The organism is Streptomyces sp. NPDC041784, assembly GCF_055591025.1.
The window spans coordinates 223,206-239,637 of sequence record NZ_JBVJAB010000010.1 but is presented as its reverse complement, the minus strand read 5'-3'; the positions used below and the strand labels follow the sequence as shown (position 1 = coordinate 239,637).

Genomic DNA, 16,432 nt, shown 5'->3' with positions numbered 1-16,432 from the left:
CCCCCGGCCGGTACGCGGTCGGGGGCTCCCGGGTGGCTCGGCCGCTGTCGTGCGGGCAGGGTGAAGATTGAGTCAGGAGGTGGTAGACCACTCTCAGCGACAGAGAGGTCGGCCGTGGGGACACACGACGAGGACGAGGTTGCCCGTCGGCGGTTCGACGTGGCGGACGCCGCGCCCCTGCTGCTCAACGCCCGGGGCGTGGTGACGAGCTGGACCAGGGGCGCCGAGCGGCTGCTGGGATATCCGGCCGCCGAGGCGGTGGGCCGGAACCTGGCCGGGCTGCTGACCCAGGGGGACGCCGGGCGGGTACCGGACGTCCTGGAACGGGCCCGCCGGGAGGGCGGCTGGGCGGGGCTGCTGTCGGCCGCTCGCGTGGACGGTCGGCCGGTGCCGGTCATGGCACGGATCACCTCGGCCGACGAGCCGGGCGGCCCGCCGCGCTGGCTGGTGCTGCTGAACGAGATCGGTGACGCCCCCGGCTGGAACATGAGCCGCTCGATGCTGGAGCAGATACTGGGCGGGTCCCCGATCGGCATGGCGATCGTCGACACCGACCTGCGCTGCGTCTGGTCGAACGCCGCGCTCGCCCGGTTCGGCGGCGGCCCGCCCGAGCGACGGCTGGGCCTGCGGGTCGCGGAGATCCAGCCCGGTCTGGACTCCGAGGCCATCGAGACGCAGATGCGGCGCGTGCTGGCGACCGGCGAGCCCGTCCTCGGGTACGAGCACGTGGGACGTCTGCGTACCGCGCCGCACCGCGAGACGGCGCACATGATGTCGTTCACCCGGCTCGACGACGACCAGGGGCACCCGATGGGCGTCTACTACACGGTGGTCGACATCACCGACCGGCACCGGGCCCGGCAGCGGCTCGCCCTGCTGGACCGGGCCGGTCGCCGGATCGGGCGCACCCTGGACATCACCCGCACGGCCCAGGAACTGGCCGACGTGACGGTCCCCGGCTTCGCGGACGCGGTCACGGTGGACCTGCTGGAGCCCGTGCTGCGGGGCGCGGAGCCGACGACGGGACAGCCACGGCCCGACGGGCCGGCGGCGGACGTGTCCCTGCGCAGGGCGGGCCGACGCACGGCGGAGGCCGCCCCGGGCGACCTCCCCGACTCACTGACAGCCGGCCCGGGCGGCCTACCGGGACCCCCGGTCCAAGGCCCGCGTGACCTCCCCAGCTCCCCCACAAACGCCCCGGGCGACCTCCCCGACTCCCCGACAGACGGCCCGGGTGGACTCCCGAGATCCCCCGCGGACGGCCCGGGCAGCCTCCCGGGCTCCTTGGCGGACGGCCCGCGTGGCCTCCCGGGATCCCCCGCGGACGGCCCGGGTGACCTCCCCGACTCACCAACACAGGGCCCCGGTGACCTTCCCGTCTCCCCGGCAGAAGTCCCGGGCGGGCTCCCGGGCTCCCCGGCGCAAGGCCCGCGTGACCTCCACGACTCCCCGGCAGACAGCCCGCCCGACCTCCCGGGATCCCCGGCAGACGGCCCGGGTGACCTCGCCGTCTCCCCGGCGCACGGCCAGGGCGGCCTCCCCGGACATCTCTCGGTTGTCTACCCCGCCGGTTCTCCCCCGGCGCGTTGTCTGGTGACCGGGCGGCCCTGGCGGGCCGAGCGGGTCGGGGCGGGGGGTGAGGTGTGGGCGCGGAGTCTGCCCGCGCCGGGTGGGGCGGCGGCCAGTGTGCTGATCGTGCCGGTGCGGGCGCGGGGGGCCACGCTGGGGGTCACGACGTTCCTGCGGCGGCACGGGCGGGAGCCGTTCGGCGAGGACGACGTGGCGCTGGCCGAGGACCTCGTCTCACGGGCGGCCGTCTGCGTGGACAACGCCCGCCGCTACACGCGCGAGCGCGACGCGGCCCTGGTGCTCCAGCGCAATCTGCTCCCCCACCGGCTGCCCGAGCAGGACGCGGTGGAGGCGGCCGCCCGCTACCGGCCGGCCGACGAGCTGACCGGCCTGGGCGGCGACTGGTACGACGTCATCCCGCTGGCGGCGGCGCGGGGGGCGCTCGTCGTGGGCGAGGTGCCGGGCCACGGCATCGACGCGGCGGCCGCCATGGGCCGGGTCCGGACCGCCGTACGCACACTGGCCGCCCTGGATCTGCCGCCGGAGGAGGTGCTGGCGCACCTCGACGACCTGGTGGCCCGGATGGCCGCCGAGGAGGGCACGGCGACCGAGGGCTCGGACGGCACGCAGGCCGTGGGCGCCGGATGCCTGTACGTCGTCTACGACCCCGTCGACGGGCGGTGCGCGATGGCCGCCGCCGGGCATCCCGCGCCGGCCGTCGTCCTGCCCGACGGGAGCGTCACGTTCGTCGACCTGCCGCAGGGGCCGCCGCTCGGCGCGGGCGGGCTGCCGTTCGAGTCGGCCGAGGTGACCCTGCCCGAGGGCAGCCTGCTCGCGCTGCACACCGACGGTCTGCTGGCCGGGGACGAGGAGTCCGCGCCGGCCACGGACCGGGAGCGGCTGCGGCGGGCCCTGGAGCACCGGGAGGACACCCTCGACCGGCGCTGCCGTACCGTGATCGACGCGCTGGTGCCGGACCGTCCGTACGACGACGTGGCGCTGCTGATGGCCCGTACCCGCCGACTGCCCGCGGACCGGGTGGCGGACTGGGAACTGCCGGCCGATCCGGCGGCGGTCGCCGAGGCCCGCAAGACCGTGAGCCGGAGGCTGGCGGAGTGGGGGCTCGCGGAGCTGTCGTTCACCACCGAGCTGGTCGTCAGTGAGCTGGTCACCAACGCCATCCGGTACGCGGCGGGTCCGATCCGGCTGCGGCTGATCCGCGAGCGCACCCTGGTGTGCGAGGTGTTCGACGGCGGGGCCACCGCGCCCCATCCGCGCCATCCACGCGCCACCGACGAGGGCGGCCGCGGTCTGCTGCTGGTCTCCCAGGTCAGCCAGCGCTGGGGTACCCGCTTTCTGCCCGGGGGAAAGGTGATCTGGGCCGAGCAGTCGCTCACGGAGCCCGGGGTGTGACACCCGGGCCGCCGCACGTCACATCCCGTGGGAAAATGACGCAATACCGGCGGATGGGGCGTGAGCCATGAGCGACTCTGCGATCGACTACGCGGCGGTGTTCCAGGCCCTGCCCGGCATGGTGGCGCTGCTGACGCCGGAGCTGGTGTACGCGGACGCCAACGAGGAGTTCCTGCGCGTGGCCGGCCGCCCGCGCGAGAAGGTGATCGGCCGGCATCTCTTCGACGTCTTCCCGGACAACCCCAACGACCCGGGCGCGAGCGGCGTGCGCAATCTGGAGGCCTCGCTGCGCCGGGTGCTGGCCTCCAGGGAGCGCGATGCCATGGCCCTCCAGCGCTACGACGTCGAGGACCCCGACCGGCCCGGGGAGTGGGAGGAGCGCTACTGGAGCCCGGTCAACGTACCGGTGTTCGGGCCCGACGGGTCGGTGGTGCTCCTGGCACACCGCGTCGAGGAGGTCACCGAGCTGATCCGGGCCCGCGGCCGGCACGGCAAGGGCGGCCCGGGCTCCCGGGTGCTGGAGGCCGAGCTGTACACGCGCGCCCGTGAACTCCAGGAGCTCAACGAACGGCTGCGGCTGGCGCACGCCCGTGAGCGCGAGGTGGCGCTGGCGCTCCAGGAGGCGATGCTGCCCGCCCGCCGGCAGGTCGGCCACCACCGGGCGGCCGTGCGCTACCGGCCCGCGGTCGGCGCGCTGAACGTGTGCGGGGACTGGTACGACCTGGTGGACCTGGTCGGCGGCCACCGCATCGGTGTGTCGGTCGGCGACGTCGTGGGACACGGGCTGGGCGCGGCCGGGGTGATGGGCCAGCTGCGCAGCGCGCTCAGCGCGGCCTCCCGGGTGGCCGCGGGCCCGGCCGAGGCCCTGAACGTCCTCGGGCGGTACGCCCATGTGGTGGACGGCGCCGAGTCGGCGACCGCGGTCACCACGTTCATCGACTTCGACCACCACACCATCACGTACAGCAGCGCCGGTCATCCGCCGCCGGTGCTCGTGCACCCCGACGGCCGGGTGGAGTTCCTCGACCGGGCCACCGACCCGCCGCTCGACGCCCGCCCCGACCCGGTCCCGCGGCCGCAGGCGTGCGTGTCCTTCGCCGACGGGGCCACCCTCGCGCTGTACACGGACGGTCTGGTGGAGCGCCGGCACGAGGACATCGACACCGGTGTGAACCGTCTCGCCGACGCCCTCGCCCGCCACCGCGACGCCGACCCCGAGCCTCTCGCCGACGCCGTCCTCCTGGAGCTGCTGCCGCCCGGCGGCGCGACGGACGACACGGCGCTGGTGGTCGTACGGCTGTGACGGCCGGGCGGGGGCCCGGCGGGGCCCTGCGGGGTCCGGCAGGGGTCCGGCGGGGGCCTTGCCGGGCCGCGTGCGGCCGTGTCCGACACTGTTCCGGCCCGCTCGGCCTGCCCCTACACTGGCAGCCCACACCATGCCAGTTGACCTGCTGGAACACGGCGGCGGCAGCGATCCGCCCGGCTGAGGAGCGATCCCCTTGTTCTACTACCTCCTGAAATACGTGGTGTTGGGGCCGCTGCTCAAACTGCTCTTCCGCCCCCGCATAGAAGGGCTGGAGAACGTCCCGGAGTCGGGGCCGGCCATCGTCGCGGGCAACCACCTGTCGTTCGCGGACCACTTCCTGATGCCCGCGGTCCTGAAGCGGCGCATCACCTTTCTGGCCAAGGCCGAGTACTTCACCGGTCCCGGTCTCAAGGGGCGGCTGACGGCGGCCTTCTTCCGCAGTGCCGGGCAGATCCCGGTCGACCGCTCCGGCAAGGAGGCGGGCCAGGCCGCGATCCGTGAGGGTCTGGGGGTGCTGAGCAAGGACGAGCTGCTCGGCATCTACCCGGAGGGCACCCGCTCGCACGACGGCCGTCTCTACAAGGGCAAGGTCGGCGTGGCGGTGATGGCCCTGAAGGCCGGGGTGCCGGTGATCCCCTGCGCGATGATCGGCACCTTCGAGGCGCAGCCGCCCGGCAAGGTCGTCCCCACCCTGCACCCGGTGGTCATCCGCTTCGGCAAGCCCCTCGACTTCTCCCGCTACGACGGCATGGAGAACGAGAAGGCGATCCTGCGCGCGATCACCGACGAGATCATGTACGCCATCCTGACGCTGTCCGAGCAGGAGTACGTCGACCGGTACGCGGCGGTGGTGAAGGCGGAGCAGGCCGCCGCGGCGAAGGCGGAGAAGCAGCGCAGGTTCCCGAAGCTGCCGTCGAGGTGACGGGACGTCGGCACAGCCGAGGGGCGGCCGGAGTGACTCCGGCCGCCCCTCGTCGTACTCGTACCGCTACGACTACCGCTTCTGCTTCTGCTTCAGCTTCTGCTTCCGCTACGGCTTCGGCGTGGCGTGCGGGGCGCAGGTCACGTCCTTGCCGTCCAGCTTGCCGGTGAGCAGGTAGGTGTCGACCCGGTCGTTGACGCAGGAGTTGACCAGGCTGGTCACCCCGTGCGAACCGGCGCTCTTCTCGGTGATCAGACGCGATCCCTTGAAGCGCTCGTGCAGTTCGACGGCGCCCTCGTACGGGGTGGCCGCGTCCCGCTCGGACTGCACGATCAGCACGCCGGGCAGGCCCTTGTGGGTCTTGACGTTCAGCGGGGTCTGCTGCTTGACCGGCCAGGTGGCGCACGGCAGGTTCATCCAGGCGTTGGCCCAGGTCATGAACGGATAGTCCTTGTGCAGCCGCGTGTTGTCGCGGTTCCACGTCCGCCAGCTGGTGGGCCACTTGGCGTCGGCGCACTCGACGGCCGTGTAGACGGCGTTGCCGTTCTCCGAAGCGGCGTTGCCCGCGGTGTCGGTCAGGTCCGGGGCGGCCGCGTCGACCAGCGCCTGGGTGTCACCGGCGACGTACTTGCTGAAGACCGTCGCCACCGGGATCCACGAGGAGTCGTAGTACGGGGCGCTCTGGAAGAAGGAGATCAGCTCGGCCGGACCGACGAGGCCACCGATGGGGCTCTTCTTGGCGGTGGCGCGCAGGTCGAGCCACTTGGCCTGGACGGCGGCGCGGGTGGTGCCGAGGTGGAAGGTCGCGTCGTTGGCGGCGATCCAGTCCTGCCAGTCCTTCCAGCGGCCCTCGAAGGCGACGTCCTGGTCGAGGTTGGCCTGGTACCAGATCTTCTCGCGGGACGGGTTGACCACGCTGTCCACGACCATCCGGCGGACGTGGCCCGGGAAGAGGGTGCCGTAGACCGCGCCGATGTAGGTGCCGTAGGAGACGCCCAGGAAGTTGAGCTTCTTCTCGCCGAGGGCGGCCCGGATGACGTCCAGGTCGCGCGCGGTGTTCGGGGTGGTCATGTACGGCAGCATCTCGCTGCTGCGCTCGTAGCAGCCGTCGGCGTACTCACGGGCCAGCTTGATCTGGGCGAGCTTGTCGGCCTCGCTGTCCGGGACCGGGTCGGCCTTGGGCGCCTTCACGAACTCCTGCGGGTCCACGCAGGAGATGGGCGCGGACTTGCCGACACCGCGCGGGTCGAAGCCCACGAAGTCGTACGCCTTGGCCGCCTTGGCCCAGACGGGGGCCTTGGTGGTGACGCGGCGCGGGAAGCGCAGACCGGAGCCGCCGGGCCCGCCGGGGTTGTAGACGAGGGCGCCCTGGCGCTCCTGCTTGGTGCCGGTGTTGCCGATACGGTCCACGGCGATCTTGATCTGCTTGCCGTTGGGCCTGGCGTAGTCGAGCGGCACGGTGACATAGCCGCACTGGATGGGCTTCTCGAGGCCCCAGTCGGCGGGACAGTCCTGCCAGTCGATGCCCGCCTCGGCGGCGCGCTCGGCGGCGATGGCGGCGCCGCGCATCTCCCGGTCCTGACCCGCACCGCCGCTGGTCGCGCTGGCGGTGGGTGCCACCACGGCACCGGTCATCAGGGTCGCGGCGACGAGCGCGCCGGCCGTGCCGAGCGCCGCGAACCGCGCGTTCGGTCGTGTGTCCCTCAAGTGGGCTCTCCCCCTAGCTAGTTATGACACGTAGGGGGATCCTCGCGGCTGTGAGGTACCTGAGAACAGGTGTCGTTGACCTTCTTTGCCAATCCGATAACCGGATAATGGTGTACCGCTCACCGGATGTGACGGTCAATCGAGGTGGGCGAGGGCCTCGTCCAGCACGCGCCGCAGCCGCAGACCGTCCGGTGCGACGGCGGTCACCAGGGCGGCGGGCCCGGCGAGCGGCACGAGGGCGGCCTGCTCGCCGACGATCCGCGCGGCCACCGGCTGCTCGGCGAACTCCGGCCGCACGACGACGAGTTGGCCGACGGCCCGGTGTCCGGCGAGCACGGCGGGACCGTCCCAGCCACCGGGCGAGCCGGGCCCGCAGGCCAGTTCCTGGTCGAGCACGGCCCGCCCGCCGACCCGGACCACCAGCCGGCTGGTGAGCCGCCCCGGCTCCTCCCCCACCCGCCCGAGCACCTGCTCCTCGCGCAGCACGAGCCGGGCGCCGGGGGCGAGGTCGGCGTGGGTGGTGACGTACAGGTCGCTGCCCTTCGCCGAGATCAACGGCTCGGGCAGCCAGCGCAGTTCGCCGCCGTCGGCGACGGTGAGGCGGACGGCGTAGCGCGCCTCGTCCTTGAGCTGGCCGGGCAGAGCGATGGTGGCGGCGGCCGAGCCGACGTGCAGCCGGGCGCCGCTCTCGACGTCCGCCTCGACGCCGAAGCGGTCTCCGCCGAGCGGGCCGCTCATCGCGCCGACCAGCAACACCCGCGCCTCGTCGCCGACGGCCCGGGTGCGCCGCAGCGCCAGCGGACCGTCGCTGTCGAGGACGGGCAGGGCGGTGCCGCCGCGCCCGTCCGCGCGCGCCCGGATCCGCGCGGTGGCGTGCACCCCGATCATGTCACGCCGTCCAGGCGGCGAGCCGCTCGCGCACCCACGCGGCGACGTCCCGCACGCCGTCCTCACCGCGCAACGACTGGAAGACGACCGGCAGTTCGGCGCGCTGGGCCTTGGCGTCGGCGGCCATCCGGGCGAGGTCGGACCCGACGTAGGGCGCGAGGTCGGTCTTGTTGACGACGAGCAGGTCGGCGGTGGTGACGCCGGGTCCGCCCTTGCGCGGGATGTCGTCCCCGCCGGCCACGTCGATCACGAAGATCTGCGCGTCGACGAGCCCCTTGGAGAAGGTGGCGGTGAGGTTGTCCCCGCCGGACTCCACGAGCACGAGGTGGAGCGGCCCGACGGCGTCCTCCAGGTCCTCCACCGCCTCGAGGTTGGCGGAGATGTCGTCCCGGATCGCGGTGTGCGGGCAGGCCCCGGTCTCCACGGCCGTGATCCGCTCGGGCGGCAGCACGGCCTCCCGCAGCAGGAACTCCGCGTCCTCCCGCGTGTAGATGTCGTTGGTCACGACGGCCAGCGACAGCTCGTCCCGCAACACCCGGCACAGCGCGGCCACGGTGGCCGTCTTGCCGGAGCCGACGGGCCCGCCGAGCCCGATGCGCAGGGCGCGCCGCGATCCGTCGGCACGGTGGGCGTCGGCGCCGACGGCGGCGGAGCCGTGGGGGGAGTGGTCGAGGTGCATGGGGCGGCTCCTGGTTCGGGGGTGGGTCGGCAGGGTCGTGGGGAGGGCGCTACGAGGCGAACAGGCGCACCGGCCAGGCCGCGTGCAGCTCCGCCCCGATCTCCAGCAGCGGTGCGGAGGCGGCCGGCAGGGTCGGCGGGACCGCGGTGCCCGCGGTCACCGCCCGGTCCGCGACCAGGTCCAGCTCGGGCGCCAGCCGGGCCAGGACGGCCGTCGCCTCGAACGGGTCCAGGCTCAGCAGCCGCACCACGGCCGTCGCCGGACCGCTCACGCTCTCGTACAGGGCACAGTGGGCCGCGTCCGAGGGCCCGAGCCCGGCCGCCCGGGCGGTCAGGCCGAGGACCACCGGCTGGTGGGCGCCCTTGGGGAACGCGCGGGCCAGGGCGTCCAGTTCGGGGCTCGGCCAGGTCGCGCGGGCCGCGCGCATCAGCTGCCGGCCGAGCTTGCGCGCGGCCTGCCGCAGCGCGGGGGACGGGGTGCGGGCGTCGGCCGCCGCGTCCAGTTCCGCCGGGTCGGCCCCGGCGGCCGCCGCCGCGGCCAGCGCGGCCGCCACCAGCCCCGCCGTGTGCAGCCGGCCCCGGCAGAACGCCTCCAGGTCCGCCGCACCGGTGATCCGGCCCGCCCTGACCGCCTCCTCCGCCCCGCCGGAGTGCGCGTGCCCTCCGGCGGGGAACCGGCCGTCGGCCAGGACCAGAAGCGCTGCCCTCGTCATACCGGTGTCCTCAGAACAGGAAGTAGCGCTGGGCCATGGGCAGCTCCGCGGCCGGTGTCGCCTCCACCAGCTCCCCGTCGATGTGCACGGCGAAGCTGTCGGGGTCGACCTCGACCCGCGGCCGGGCGTCGTTCTCCCGCATGTCCGCCTTGGTCACCCCGCGGGTGGACTCGATGGCGACGAACCGCTTGCCCAGCTGGAGCCGCTCGGGCAGCCCGTCCTCGATGGCGAGCGGCGCCACGAAGTTGAACGAGTTGGACGCGGGGGCCCGTCCGATCGCGCCGTACATCGGACGCGGCAGGATCGGCTGGGGGGTCGGGATGGAGGCGTTCGCATCACCCATCTGGGCGTACGCGATCTGGCCCCCCTTGATCACGAGGTGCGGTTTGACACCGAAGAAGGCCGGCTCCCACAGCACGAGGTCCGCGAGCTTGCCGCTCTCGACGGAACCGATCTCGCGGGCCAGGCCCTGGGCCAGCGCCGGGTTGATCGTGTACTTGGCGACATAGCGCCGGACCCGGTGGTTGTCCGCGCGGCCGTCCCCCGGGAGCGCGCCGCGCCGGCGCTTCATCACGTGCGCGGTCTGCCAGGTCCGCAGGATCACCTCGCCGACCCGGCCCATGGCCTGCGCGTCGGAGGAGATGATCGAGATGGCGCCGAGGTCGTGGAGTATGTCCTCCGCGCCGATGGTGGAGGGCCGGATCCGGGACTCGGCGAAGGCCAGGTCCTCGGGGACCGCCGGGTTGAGGTGGTGGCAGACCATCAGCATGTCGAGGTGTTCCTCGGCGGTGTTGACGGTGTACGGCCGGGTCGGGTTGGTCGAGCTGGGCAGTACATGGGGCTGCGAGACGACGGTCATGATGTCCGGCGCGTGCCCGCCGCCCGCACCCTCGGTGTGGTACGCGTGGATGCCGCGTCCGGCGATCGCGGCGAGCGTGTCGCCCACGAACCCGGCCTCGTTCAGGGTGTCCGTGTGGATGGCGACCTGGATGCCGGTGCGGTCGGCGACCGTGAGCGAGGCGTCGATGACGGCCGGCGTCGAACCCCAGTCCTCGTGCAGCTTCAGGCCCAGCGCGCCGCCCCGGATCTGGGACAGCATCGCCTCCTGGGAGACGGTGTTGCCCTTGCCGAGGAAGCCGATGTTCAGCGGGTAGTGCTCCATCGCCTCCAGCATCCGGGCGAGGTGCCAGCGGCCGGGCGTGACCGTCGTCGCCTTGGAGCCCTCGGCGGGTCCTGTGCCGCCGCCGACCAGGGTCGTGACGCCGGAGGCCAGCGCCTCGTCGGCGATCTGCGGACAGATGAAGTGCACGTGCGCGTCGACCGCGCCGGCCGTCAGGATCCGCCCGTTGCCCGCGACGACCTCGGTCTCCGGGCCGAGGACCAGGTCCGGGTGGACGCCGTCCATGGTGTCGGGGTTGCCCGCCTTGCCGATGCCGGTGATCCGCCCGTCGCGGATGCCGACGTCGGCCTTGACGATCCCCCAGTGGTCGACGATCACGGCCCCGGTGATCACGGTGTCCGGGGTGCCCTCCGCGCGCGTGGCGCGGGCCTGGCCCATGGACTCCCGGATGACTTTGCCGCCGCCGAAGACCGCCTCGTCACCGGCGAGCCCGGGACCGCCGCAGCGGTCCTCCTCGATCTCGATCAGCAGGTCGGTGTCGGCGAGGCGGATCCGGTCGCCGGTGGTCGGGCCGAACAGGTCGGCGTACGCGGCACGCGAGATTTCAGGCATCGAGGGCACCTCCGGTCTCCCCGCGCAGTCCCGGCACGACCCGGGCCCCGGCGAGCGGTACGAGTTCGACCTCGACGGGGATCCCGGGCTCGAAGCGCACGGCGGTGCCGGCGGCGACGTTCAGCCGTCGGCCGCGCGCGGCGGCGCGGTCGAACTCCAGGCCGGGGTTGGCCTCGGCGAAGTGGTAGTGGGAGCCGACCTGGACGGGCCGGTCGGCGGCGTTGAGGACGGTGAGCCGGGTGACCTCGCGGCCCTCGTTGAAGACGATCGGGTCCTCGGCGAAGAGGATCTCTCCGGGAATCATCGCGGCCTCCCCCGTCAGACGATCGGGTCGTGGACGGTGACGAGCTTGGTGCCGTCGGGGAAGGTGGCCTCGACCTGGACGTCGTGGATCATCTCGGGGATGCCCTCCATGACGTCGTCGCGGGTGAGCAGCTTGCGTCCGGAGGACATCAGCTCGGCGACCGTACGGCCGTCCCGGGCGCCCTCGAGGATGTGCGACGTGATGAGCGCGACGGCCTCGGGGTGGTTGAGCCGAAGACCGCGGGCCCGGCGCTTCTCGGCGACGTCGGCCGCCACGTGGATCAGCAGCCTCTCCTGCTCGTGCGGGGTCAGTTGCACGTCCCACCTCACATCCTCGCTCCGGACCGTGCGGGGTCCGGTGGCCGCGGCCACGAGGAAAACCCCTGGTGGCGTGGATGGGCAGGCTAGTTGGGCCGCATTTCAAGCAAGTTAACCAAGCTGTGATCAGCGCGGCTCACTCCGCCGGGGCCGTCACACTCATCAACGCGCGTAGCCCGTCACCCAGGACATCGACCGGGGCGGGCCCGAGCAGCGACTGCTGGGCGATGAAGCCGAGCACGGTGGCGACCATCGTGCGCGCCACATGGTCGGCGGGGATGTCGGAGCGCATGGTCCCGGCGTCTTGGTAGGCCCGGACGATGTTCCCCCAGGCCTCGCGCACGGCGCCGTAGCCCTCCTGGAGGACGGCGGAGAGTTCGGGGTTGCGCAGGGTCTCGGTCCACACCTGGATGACCAGGCGCGGGAAGGCGGGCCGGCCGTCGACGGTCAGGGCCTCGCGGGCGGCGAGCGTGGAGCTGAGCACCGAGGTCACCAGGACGTCCGGCGGCGGGGGCGGGCCGAGCCGGACGGCCTCCTCGAAGGCCGCGCGGACCTGGCCGAGCACCTCGCCGACGATCGCGGCGATCAGTTCGTCCTTGCCGCTGAAGTAGCGGTACACCGCCCCGGCCGACAGGTCGACCTCCTTCAGCACGTCCTGCATGGACGTGGCGTGGAAGCCGTTGCGGGCGAAGCAGACCGCGGCGCCGTCGAGGATCTGCCGGCGGCGGGCGTCGAGGTGGGCCTGGGATACGCGAGCCATGCGTCCCAACCTAAAACGAACATTCCTTCTTGACAAGGCGCGGCCTCGGCGGGACGGTGGTGGCACGCGCAAAACGAACGATCCTTCTTTTTGACGTGTGCCTTCGGGCGTCCACCCCGAACCTCGATCCACCCCCAGGGGGAAAGCATGTCCGCCACCCGGCGCTTGATCGCCGTCGTCCTGCTCGTCCCGACCCTCGCCGCCGTGGCCCTGTGGGCCTTCGCCTGGCCCTCCGCCCGCATCGCGCCCCGCGACCTCCCGCTCGGCGTGGCCGGACCGGCCGCCGCCACCGCCCAGGTCGAGAAGCGGCTGGCCGCGCACGAGGGCGCGTTCGAGATCCACCGGTACGCCGACGCGTCCGCCGCCCGCGAGGCCGTCGAGGACCGGACCGTATACGGCGCCGTGGTGGTCACCGCCCAGGGTCCCGAGCTGCTGACCGCCTCGGCGGCGAGCCCGCTCGTGGCCCAGCTGCTCCAGCAGGCGGTGGCCGGACAGGCGGCCGCCGAGGGCACGCAGGTGAAGACGGTGGACGTCGTGGCGGCCCCGGCGGCCGACCCGCGCGGCGCGGTGCTGAACGCGAGCGTGCTGCCGCTGGCGCTGGCCGGCATCGTGGCGGGCGCGGCGGTGACCGTGCTCGGACTGCGCGGCGTCCGCGCCGCCGGCGCGCTGGTCGGCGCCGCGGCCCTGGTCGGCCTGATCGCGGCGGCGCTGGCACACAGCTGGCTCGGTGCGCTCACCGGCGACTGGTGGACGGAGGCCACGGTGCTCGGACTGTCCACGCTGGCGGTGAGCGCGGCCGTGGCCGGCTGCGCGGCCCTCCTCGGCCAGGCGGGCATCGGCCTGGCGTCGTTCGTGGTGATGTTCCTCGGCAACCCCTTCTCCGGGGCGGCCTCGGCGCCGCGGATGCTGCCCGAGCCGGTCGGCGCGATCGGTCAGTGGCTGCCGCCGGGCGCGGGGACCACCCTGCTGCGCTCGGTGTCCTTCTTCGACGGCGCGGCGGCGACCGGTCCGGCGCTCACGCTGGTCTGGTGGGCCTCGCTGGGCCTGGGCGCGGTGCTACTGGGCGCCCAGCTCCGGGCCCGGACGACGGACACCGAACCGGCCGCCGAGAAGCGCGAGCCCGCACTCGCCTCCTGACCGCCCGCCGCCACCCCCGAGACCGCGCACCCCGAGGTGCGCGGTCTTCGCCATGTTCTGCGGCCGCCGCGGCCGGCACGGCTTCCCCGGCCGCTACGACGGATTCGGCCCCCGGTGCTCCGCCGCGATCCCGAACCGCTGTCGCTCGCGGGGCGCGGAGGCCACCTCGCGGACGGTGGAGACGGCGCTGACCACCTGGTCCTCGACGGGCTGGTCCAGCGCCTCGAGCCGTTCCAGGTCGGCGGCGGAGACCAGGGCGACCAGGGGCTTGCCGTGCCGGGTCACGACGACGCGCTCGCCGCCGTACACCACGCGGTTGATCAGGTCGGCGAGTTCAGCCCTGGCTTGCGTCACCGGAATCTCGTAGGCCATGACCCCATTCTAACGTCACGTACATCCTGTACATTTTTTACAGACGCACCGCCGCAGTGCACCGCCAGTGCACCGCCGCAGTGCACGGCCACATGAGGAGAGGTTTCCGATGACCCGACCGTCCGCCCGCCACGTCCTGCCCGAGTTCACCGAGCGCACGAGCTCCGGGCACCGGACGACGGATCCGTACTCGAAGCTCCTCGAGGAGCGGATCGTCTTCCTGGGGACCCCGGTCGACGACACCGCGGTGAACGACGTGATGGCCCAGTTCATGTACCTGGAGCACAAGGACCCGGACCGGGACATCGCGCTGTACATCAACTCCCCCGGCGGCTCGTTCAGCGCGATGACGGCGCTCTACGACACGCTCCGCTACATCACCTGCGACGTGGAGACGATCTGCCTGGGCCAGGCCGCCTCGTCGGCGGCGGTGCTGCTGGCGGCGGGCACCCCCGGCAAGAGGTTCGCGCTGCCGGGCGCCCGAATGGTGATCCGGCAGCCGGCGCTGCCCGAGCCCATCGAGGGGCAGGCCGGCGACCTGGCGATCCAGGCCGAGGAGCTGGCCCGCACCCGGTCCCAGCTGGAGGAGATGCTCGTACGGCACACCGGGCGCACCCCGGACCAGGTGACCGCGGACATCGAGCGGGACCGGATCCTGACCGCACCGCAGGCGGTGGAGTACGGCCTGGTGGACGCGATCGTGCCGGACCGCAGGGGCCAGACCGGCACGCCGGACGCGAGGTGAGCCGCCGATGGTTCCCGAGCTGCCGCCGCTGCCCGCGCTGACCCGGGCCGAGGCCGAGCTGATCGACCGTTACCTGGACGTGGTCGACCTGCTCGGCCGGATCAACCCCGCGCACCAGGGGGACACCTACCGCGGACTGCGCGCCGCCCAGGCGCTGGTGGCCAAAGCCGCCGAGCTGCGGGACGCGCTGACGCTGATGCACCAGCGCGGCGAGAGCGAGCTGCACGCGCCGACGCTCGCGCGGGCGCTGCGCGTCCTGGACGGGGAGCGCCGCACGGCGCGTGTCACGCTGCCGCCGCGCTCGGACAGTTGACGGGCGAACGGTCCGGCGGAGACCGTCCGCGCCCCGAACGGGACGCCCGGACCGGACATGAAACGCACCAGACGGGTTACCCCCGTTCAGCGTAGCGGCCGCTCCGATTGCGAGCCCGCCGAGCTTGCGCAAAACCCCCTCCCGCGGGGCGGAACAAGGGGTTCCAGCGCAGGTCCGGGGCCCTTTGGCGCCCTTGACACCTGATCCCCCATCAGGGTGTCCACCCGAACGGGTGAGTGGTGAGTAACCCCACAAATCCCCGGTTTCATTGGGATTTTTGGTCAACGGTGAGTCAAGATCCGTGTCTGACGACAAGCCCCCGCCACAGCGGTGGGGCGGTCCGGGCGGACGCCGAGTCCTGCCGCCGCTCGGATGACCGGTCGACAGAAGTGCATCGGCAGGAGTGGAGGACCCAGGCACGACGGGTCGCCGGTACGGTCACGCCATGACCGGGCCGAGCAGCCCTTGGGGTGAAGCCGCGTGAGCGGCCGGGCAACTTCGCCAGCCCGAATCCGACAGGTCATCCTTCACAGGCGGCTGACGAAGGGTTGCGCATGACTGCGCTGAATCGTGTCCCGTCGCTCATGGCCCGCGCCGGTACGGCCTCGGCTTTCGCCATCGCCGCCGTCGGCGGCTCGATCGTGGTTCCGGGTGTCGCATCGGACGCCGCGGCCGCCACGCCGGCGACCAAGGCGCTGCAGGTCGCCGCGTCGAAGAAGGGTGCACCGTACAAGTACGGCGCCACCGGTCCCAGGCGGTTCGACTGCTCCGGGCTGACGCAGTACTCGTACAAGAAGGCGGGCAAGACGCTGCCGCGTACGGCGGCCCAGCAGTACAACAAGACCCGCCACATCTCGGCGTCCGGCCGCAAGACCGGGGACCTCGTGTTCTTCCACTCGGGGTCCAGCGTCTACCACGTGGGCATCTACGCGGGTAACGGCAAGATCTGGCACTCGCCCAAGACCGGGGACGTGGTGAAGCTCCAGAAGATCTGGACCAAGAGCGTCTGGTACGGGCGGGTCCGCTGAGTCTCCCGGGGCGGTGGCGGCATCCCTGACACGCCGTCACCGCCCCGGGATCTCGCCCTCCAGGGGGGCGGCCATCGCGCCCGCGACCGGTTCCGTCCGGACGCTCCACGGGAGGTGGACGATGACCGTCTTGCCGCCCTCGCGCGTGGGGCGCACCCCGAGCCTTCCGCCGCACTCGGCGGTCAGCCAGCGAATGATCACCATGCCTCGGCCGTTGTCCTGCTGGACGGCGGCCGGCAGTCGTTTGGGGAAGCGCGGATGGCTGTCGGTGACGCCGATGCGCAACTGTTCGTCATGGTCCAGCGCGAGGTCCACCGTGAAGGTGGGTGACTGGCCGAAGGTGTGCTGTACGGCGTTGGTGGCGAGTTCGGAGACGATCAGCCGGATGGTGTCGGCCGCTTCCGTGTCCGCCGACAGCCCCCATTCCCCGAGCATGTCGGCCACGAAGCCGCGGGCCGTGGAGACCGAGGCGGGATCGCTCGGCAGAGTGACGGATGCTTCCAGGTGGTCTGCCATGGCAACGTCGTC

Annotated in this window: 17 protein-coding genes and 1 riboswitch; of the genes, 7 read left to right on the top strand and 10 right to left on the bottom strand. The window is 73.0% G+C overall.

All coding sequences use genetic code 11. The features are described from left to right. Positions 1-114: 114 nt before the first annotated feature. The 3 genes from ACZ6D7_RS23410 to ACZ6D7_RS23400 all read left to right on the top strand — a co-directional run bounded on the left by ACZ6D7_RS23410 (position 115) and on the right by ACZ6D7_RS23400 (position 5,210). Positions 115-2,982, top strand: a complete 2,868-nt coding sequence (locus tag ACZ6D7_RS23410; RefSeq protein WP_469493826.1) for a SpoIIE family protein phosphatase — start codon at positions 115-117, stop codon at positions 2,980-2,982. Positions 2,983-3,049: 67 nt separating this feature from the next. Continuing rightward, positions 3,050-4,285 (top strand): PP2C family protein-serine/threonine phosphatase, encoded by a 1,236-nt coding sequence (locus ACZ6D7_RS23405; protein WP_469493823.1) that lies wholly within the window; start codon positions 3,050-3,052, stop codon positions 4,283-4,285. A gap of 196 nt (positions 4,286-4,481) precedes the next feature. Further along, positions 4,482-5,210 carry a lysophospholipid acyltransferase family protein gene (locus ACZ6D7_RS23400; RefSeq protein WP_469493820.1) on the top strand — a complete coding sequence of 243 codons (729 nt, stop codon included), beginning with the start codon at positions 4,482-4,484 and terminating at the stop codon, positions 5,208-5,210. A gap of 108 nt (positions 5,211-5,318) precedes the next feature. Here ACZ6D7_RS23400 and ACZ6D7_RS23395 read toward each other — a convergent pair whose 3' ends face one another. The 8 genes from ACZ6D7_RS23395 to ACZ6D7_RS23360 all read right to left on the bottom strand — a co-directional run bounded on the left by ACZ6D7_RS23395 (position 5,319) and on the right by ACZ6D7_RS23360 (position 12,309). Continuing rightward, the gene (locus ACZ6D7_RS23395) at positions 5,319-6,917 is read right to left on the bottom strand and encodes an alpha/beta hydrolase (RefSeq protein WP_469493817.1); all 1,599 of its coding nucleotides are present in this window, start codon (positions 6,915-6,917) and stop codon (positions 5,319-5,321) included. A 135-nt stretch (positions 6,918-7,052) separates the two neighbouring features. Beyond that, positions 7,053-7,805, bottom strand: coding sequence for an urease accessory protein UreD (locus ACZ6D7_RS23390; RefSeq protein ID WP_469493814.1), 753 nt, complete (start codon positions 7,803-7,805; stop codon positions 7,053-7,055). A 1-nt stretch (position 7,806) separates the two neighbouring features. Further along, on the bottom strand, positions 7,807-8,484 hold the full coding sequence (gene ureG / locus ACZ6D7_RS23385) for an urease accessory protein UreG (protein ID WP_469493812.1): 678 nt from the start codon (positions 8,482-8,484) through the stop codon (positions 7,807-7,809). Positions 8,485-8,533: 49 nt separating this feature from the next. After that, the gene (locus ACZ6D7_RS23380) at positions 8,534-9,196 is read right to left on the bottom strand and encodes an urease accessory protein UreF (protein WP_469493809.1); all 663 of its coding nucleotides are present in this window, start codon (positions 9,194-9,196) and stop codon (positions 8,534-8,536) included. Between the two features lie 10 nt (positions 9,197-9,206). Beyond that, positions 9,207-10,928 carry an urease subunit alpha gene (locus ACZ6D7_RS23375; RefSeq protein ID WP_469493807.1) on the bottom strand — a complete coding sequence of 574 codons (1,722 nt, stop codon included), beginning with the start codon at positions 10,926-10,928 and terminating at the stop codon, positions 9,207-9,209. After that, positions 10,921-11,232, bottom strand: coding sequence for an urease subunit beta (locus ACZ6D7_RS23370; protein WP_469493804.1), 312 nt, complete (start codon positions 11,230-11,232; stop codon positions 10,921-10,923). Before ACZ6D7_RS23370 ends, ACZ6D7_RS23375 begins: the two co-directional genes overlap by 8 nt. 14 nt (positions 11,233-11,246) lie before the next feature. Next, on the bottom strand, positions 11,247-11,549 hold the full coding sequence (locus tag ACZ6D7_RS23365) for an urease subunit gamma (protein ID WP_028808600.1): 303 nt from the start codon (positions 11,547-11,549) through the stop codon (positions 11,247-11,249). Positions 11,550-11,685: 136 nt separating this feature from the next. Continuing rightward, positions 11,686-12,309, bottom strand: coding sequence for a TetR/AcrR family transcriptional regulator (locus tag ACZ6D7_RS23360; protein WP_469493801.1), 624 nt, complete (start codon positions 12,307-12,309; stop codon positions 11,686-11,688). Positions 12,310-12,456: 147 nt separating this feature from the next. Here ACZ6D7_RS23360 and ACZ6D7_RS23355 point away from each other — a divergent pair, with 147 nt between their 5' ends. Further along, positions 12,457-13,446 (top strand): ABC transporter permease, encoded by a 990-nt coding sequence (locus ACZ6D7_RS23355; protein WP_469493799.1) that lies wholly within the window; start codon positions 12,457-12,459, stop codon positions 13,444-13,446. 93 nt (positions 13,447-13,539) lie between these two features. Here the strand turns inward: ACZ6D7_RS23355 and ACZ6D7_RS23350 are convergent, their stop codons facing one another. Continuing rightward, positions 13,540-13,818, bottom strand: a complete 279-nt coding sequence (locus ACZ6D7_RS23350) for a type II toxin-antitoxin system Phd/YefM family antitoxin (protein ID WP_469493796.1) — start codon at positions 13,816-13,818, stop codon at positions 13,540-13,542. Positions 13,819-13,927: 109 nt separating this feature from the next. Here ACZ6D7_RS23350 and ACZ6D7_RS23345 point away from each other — a divergent pair, with 109 nt between their 5' ends. From ACZ6D7_RS23345 to ACZ6D7_RS23335, 3 genes are all read left to right on the top strand, one after another. Further along, complete coding sequence (locus ACZ6D7_RS23345) at positions 13,928-14,563, top strand: ATP-dependent Clp protease proteolytic subunit (RefSeq protein ID WP_469493793.1); 636 nt, start codon at positions 13,928-13,930, stop codon at positions 14,561-14,563. Between the two features lie 7 nt (positions 14,564-14,570). Next, a complete protein-coding gene (locus ACZ6D7_RS23340) occupies positions 14,571-14,876 on the top strand; it encodes a hypothetical protein (RefSeq protein ID WP_469493792.1) in 306 nt (101 codons plus the stop codon). A gap of 380 nt (positions 14,877-15,256) precedes the next feature. Beyond that, positions 15,257-15,427: riboswitch (cyclic di-AMP (ydaO/yuaA leader) on the top strand. Between the two features lie 3 nt (positions 15,428-15,430). Beyond that, a complete protein-coding gene (locus ACZ6D7_RS23335; RefSeq protein ID WP_469493789.1) occupies positions 15,431-15,904 on the top strand; it encodes a C40 family peptidase in 474 nt (157 codons plus the stop codon). A 36-nt stretch (positions 15,905-15,940) separates the two neighbouring features. On the opposite strand, the gene ACZ6D7_RS23330 is transcribed toward ACZ6D7_RS23335, so the two are convergent. Further along, positions 15,941-16,420, bottom strand: coding sequence for an ATP-binding protein (locus tag ACZ6D7_RS23330; protein WP_469493786.1), 480 nt, complete (start codon positions 16,418-16,420; stop codon positions 15,941-15,943). Positions 16,421-16,432 lie beyond the last annotated feature (12 nt).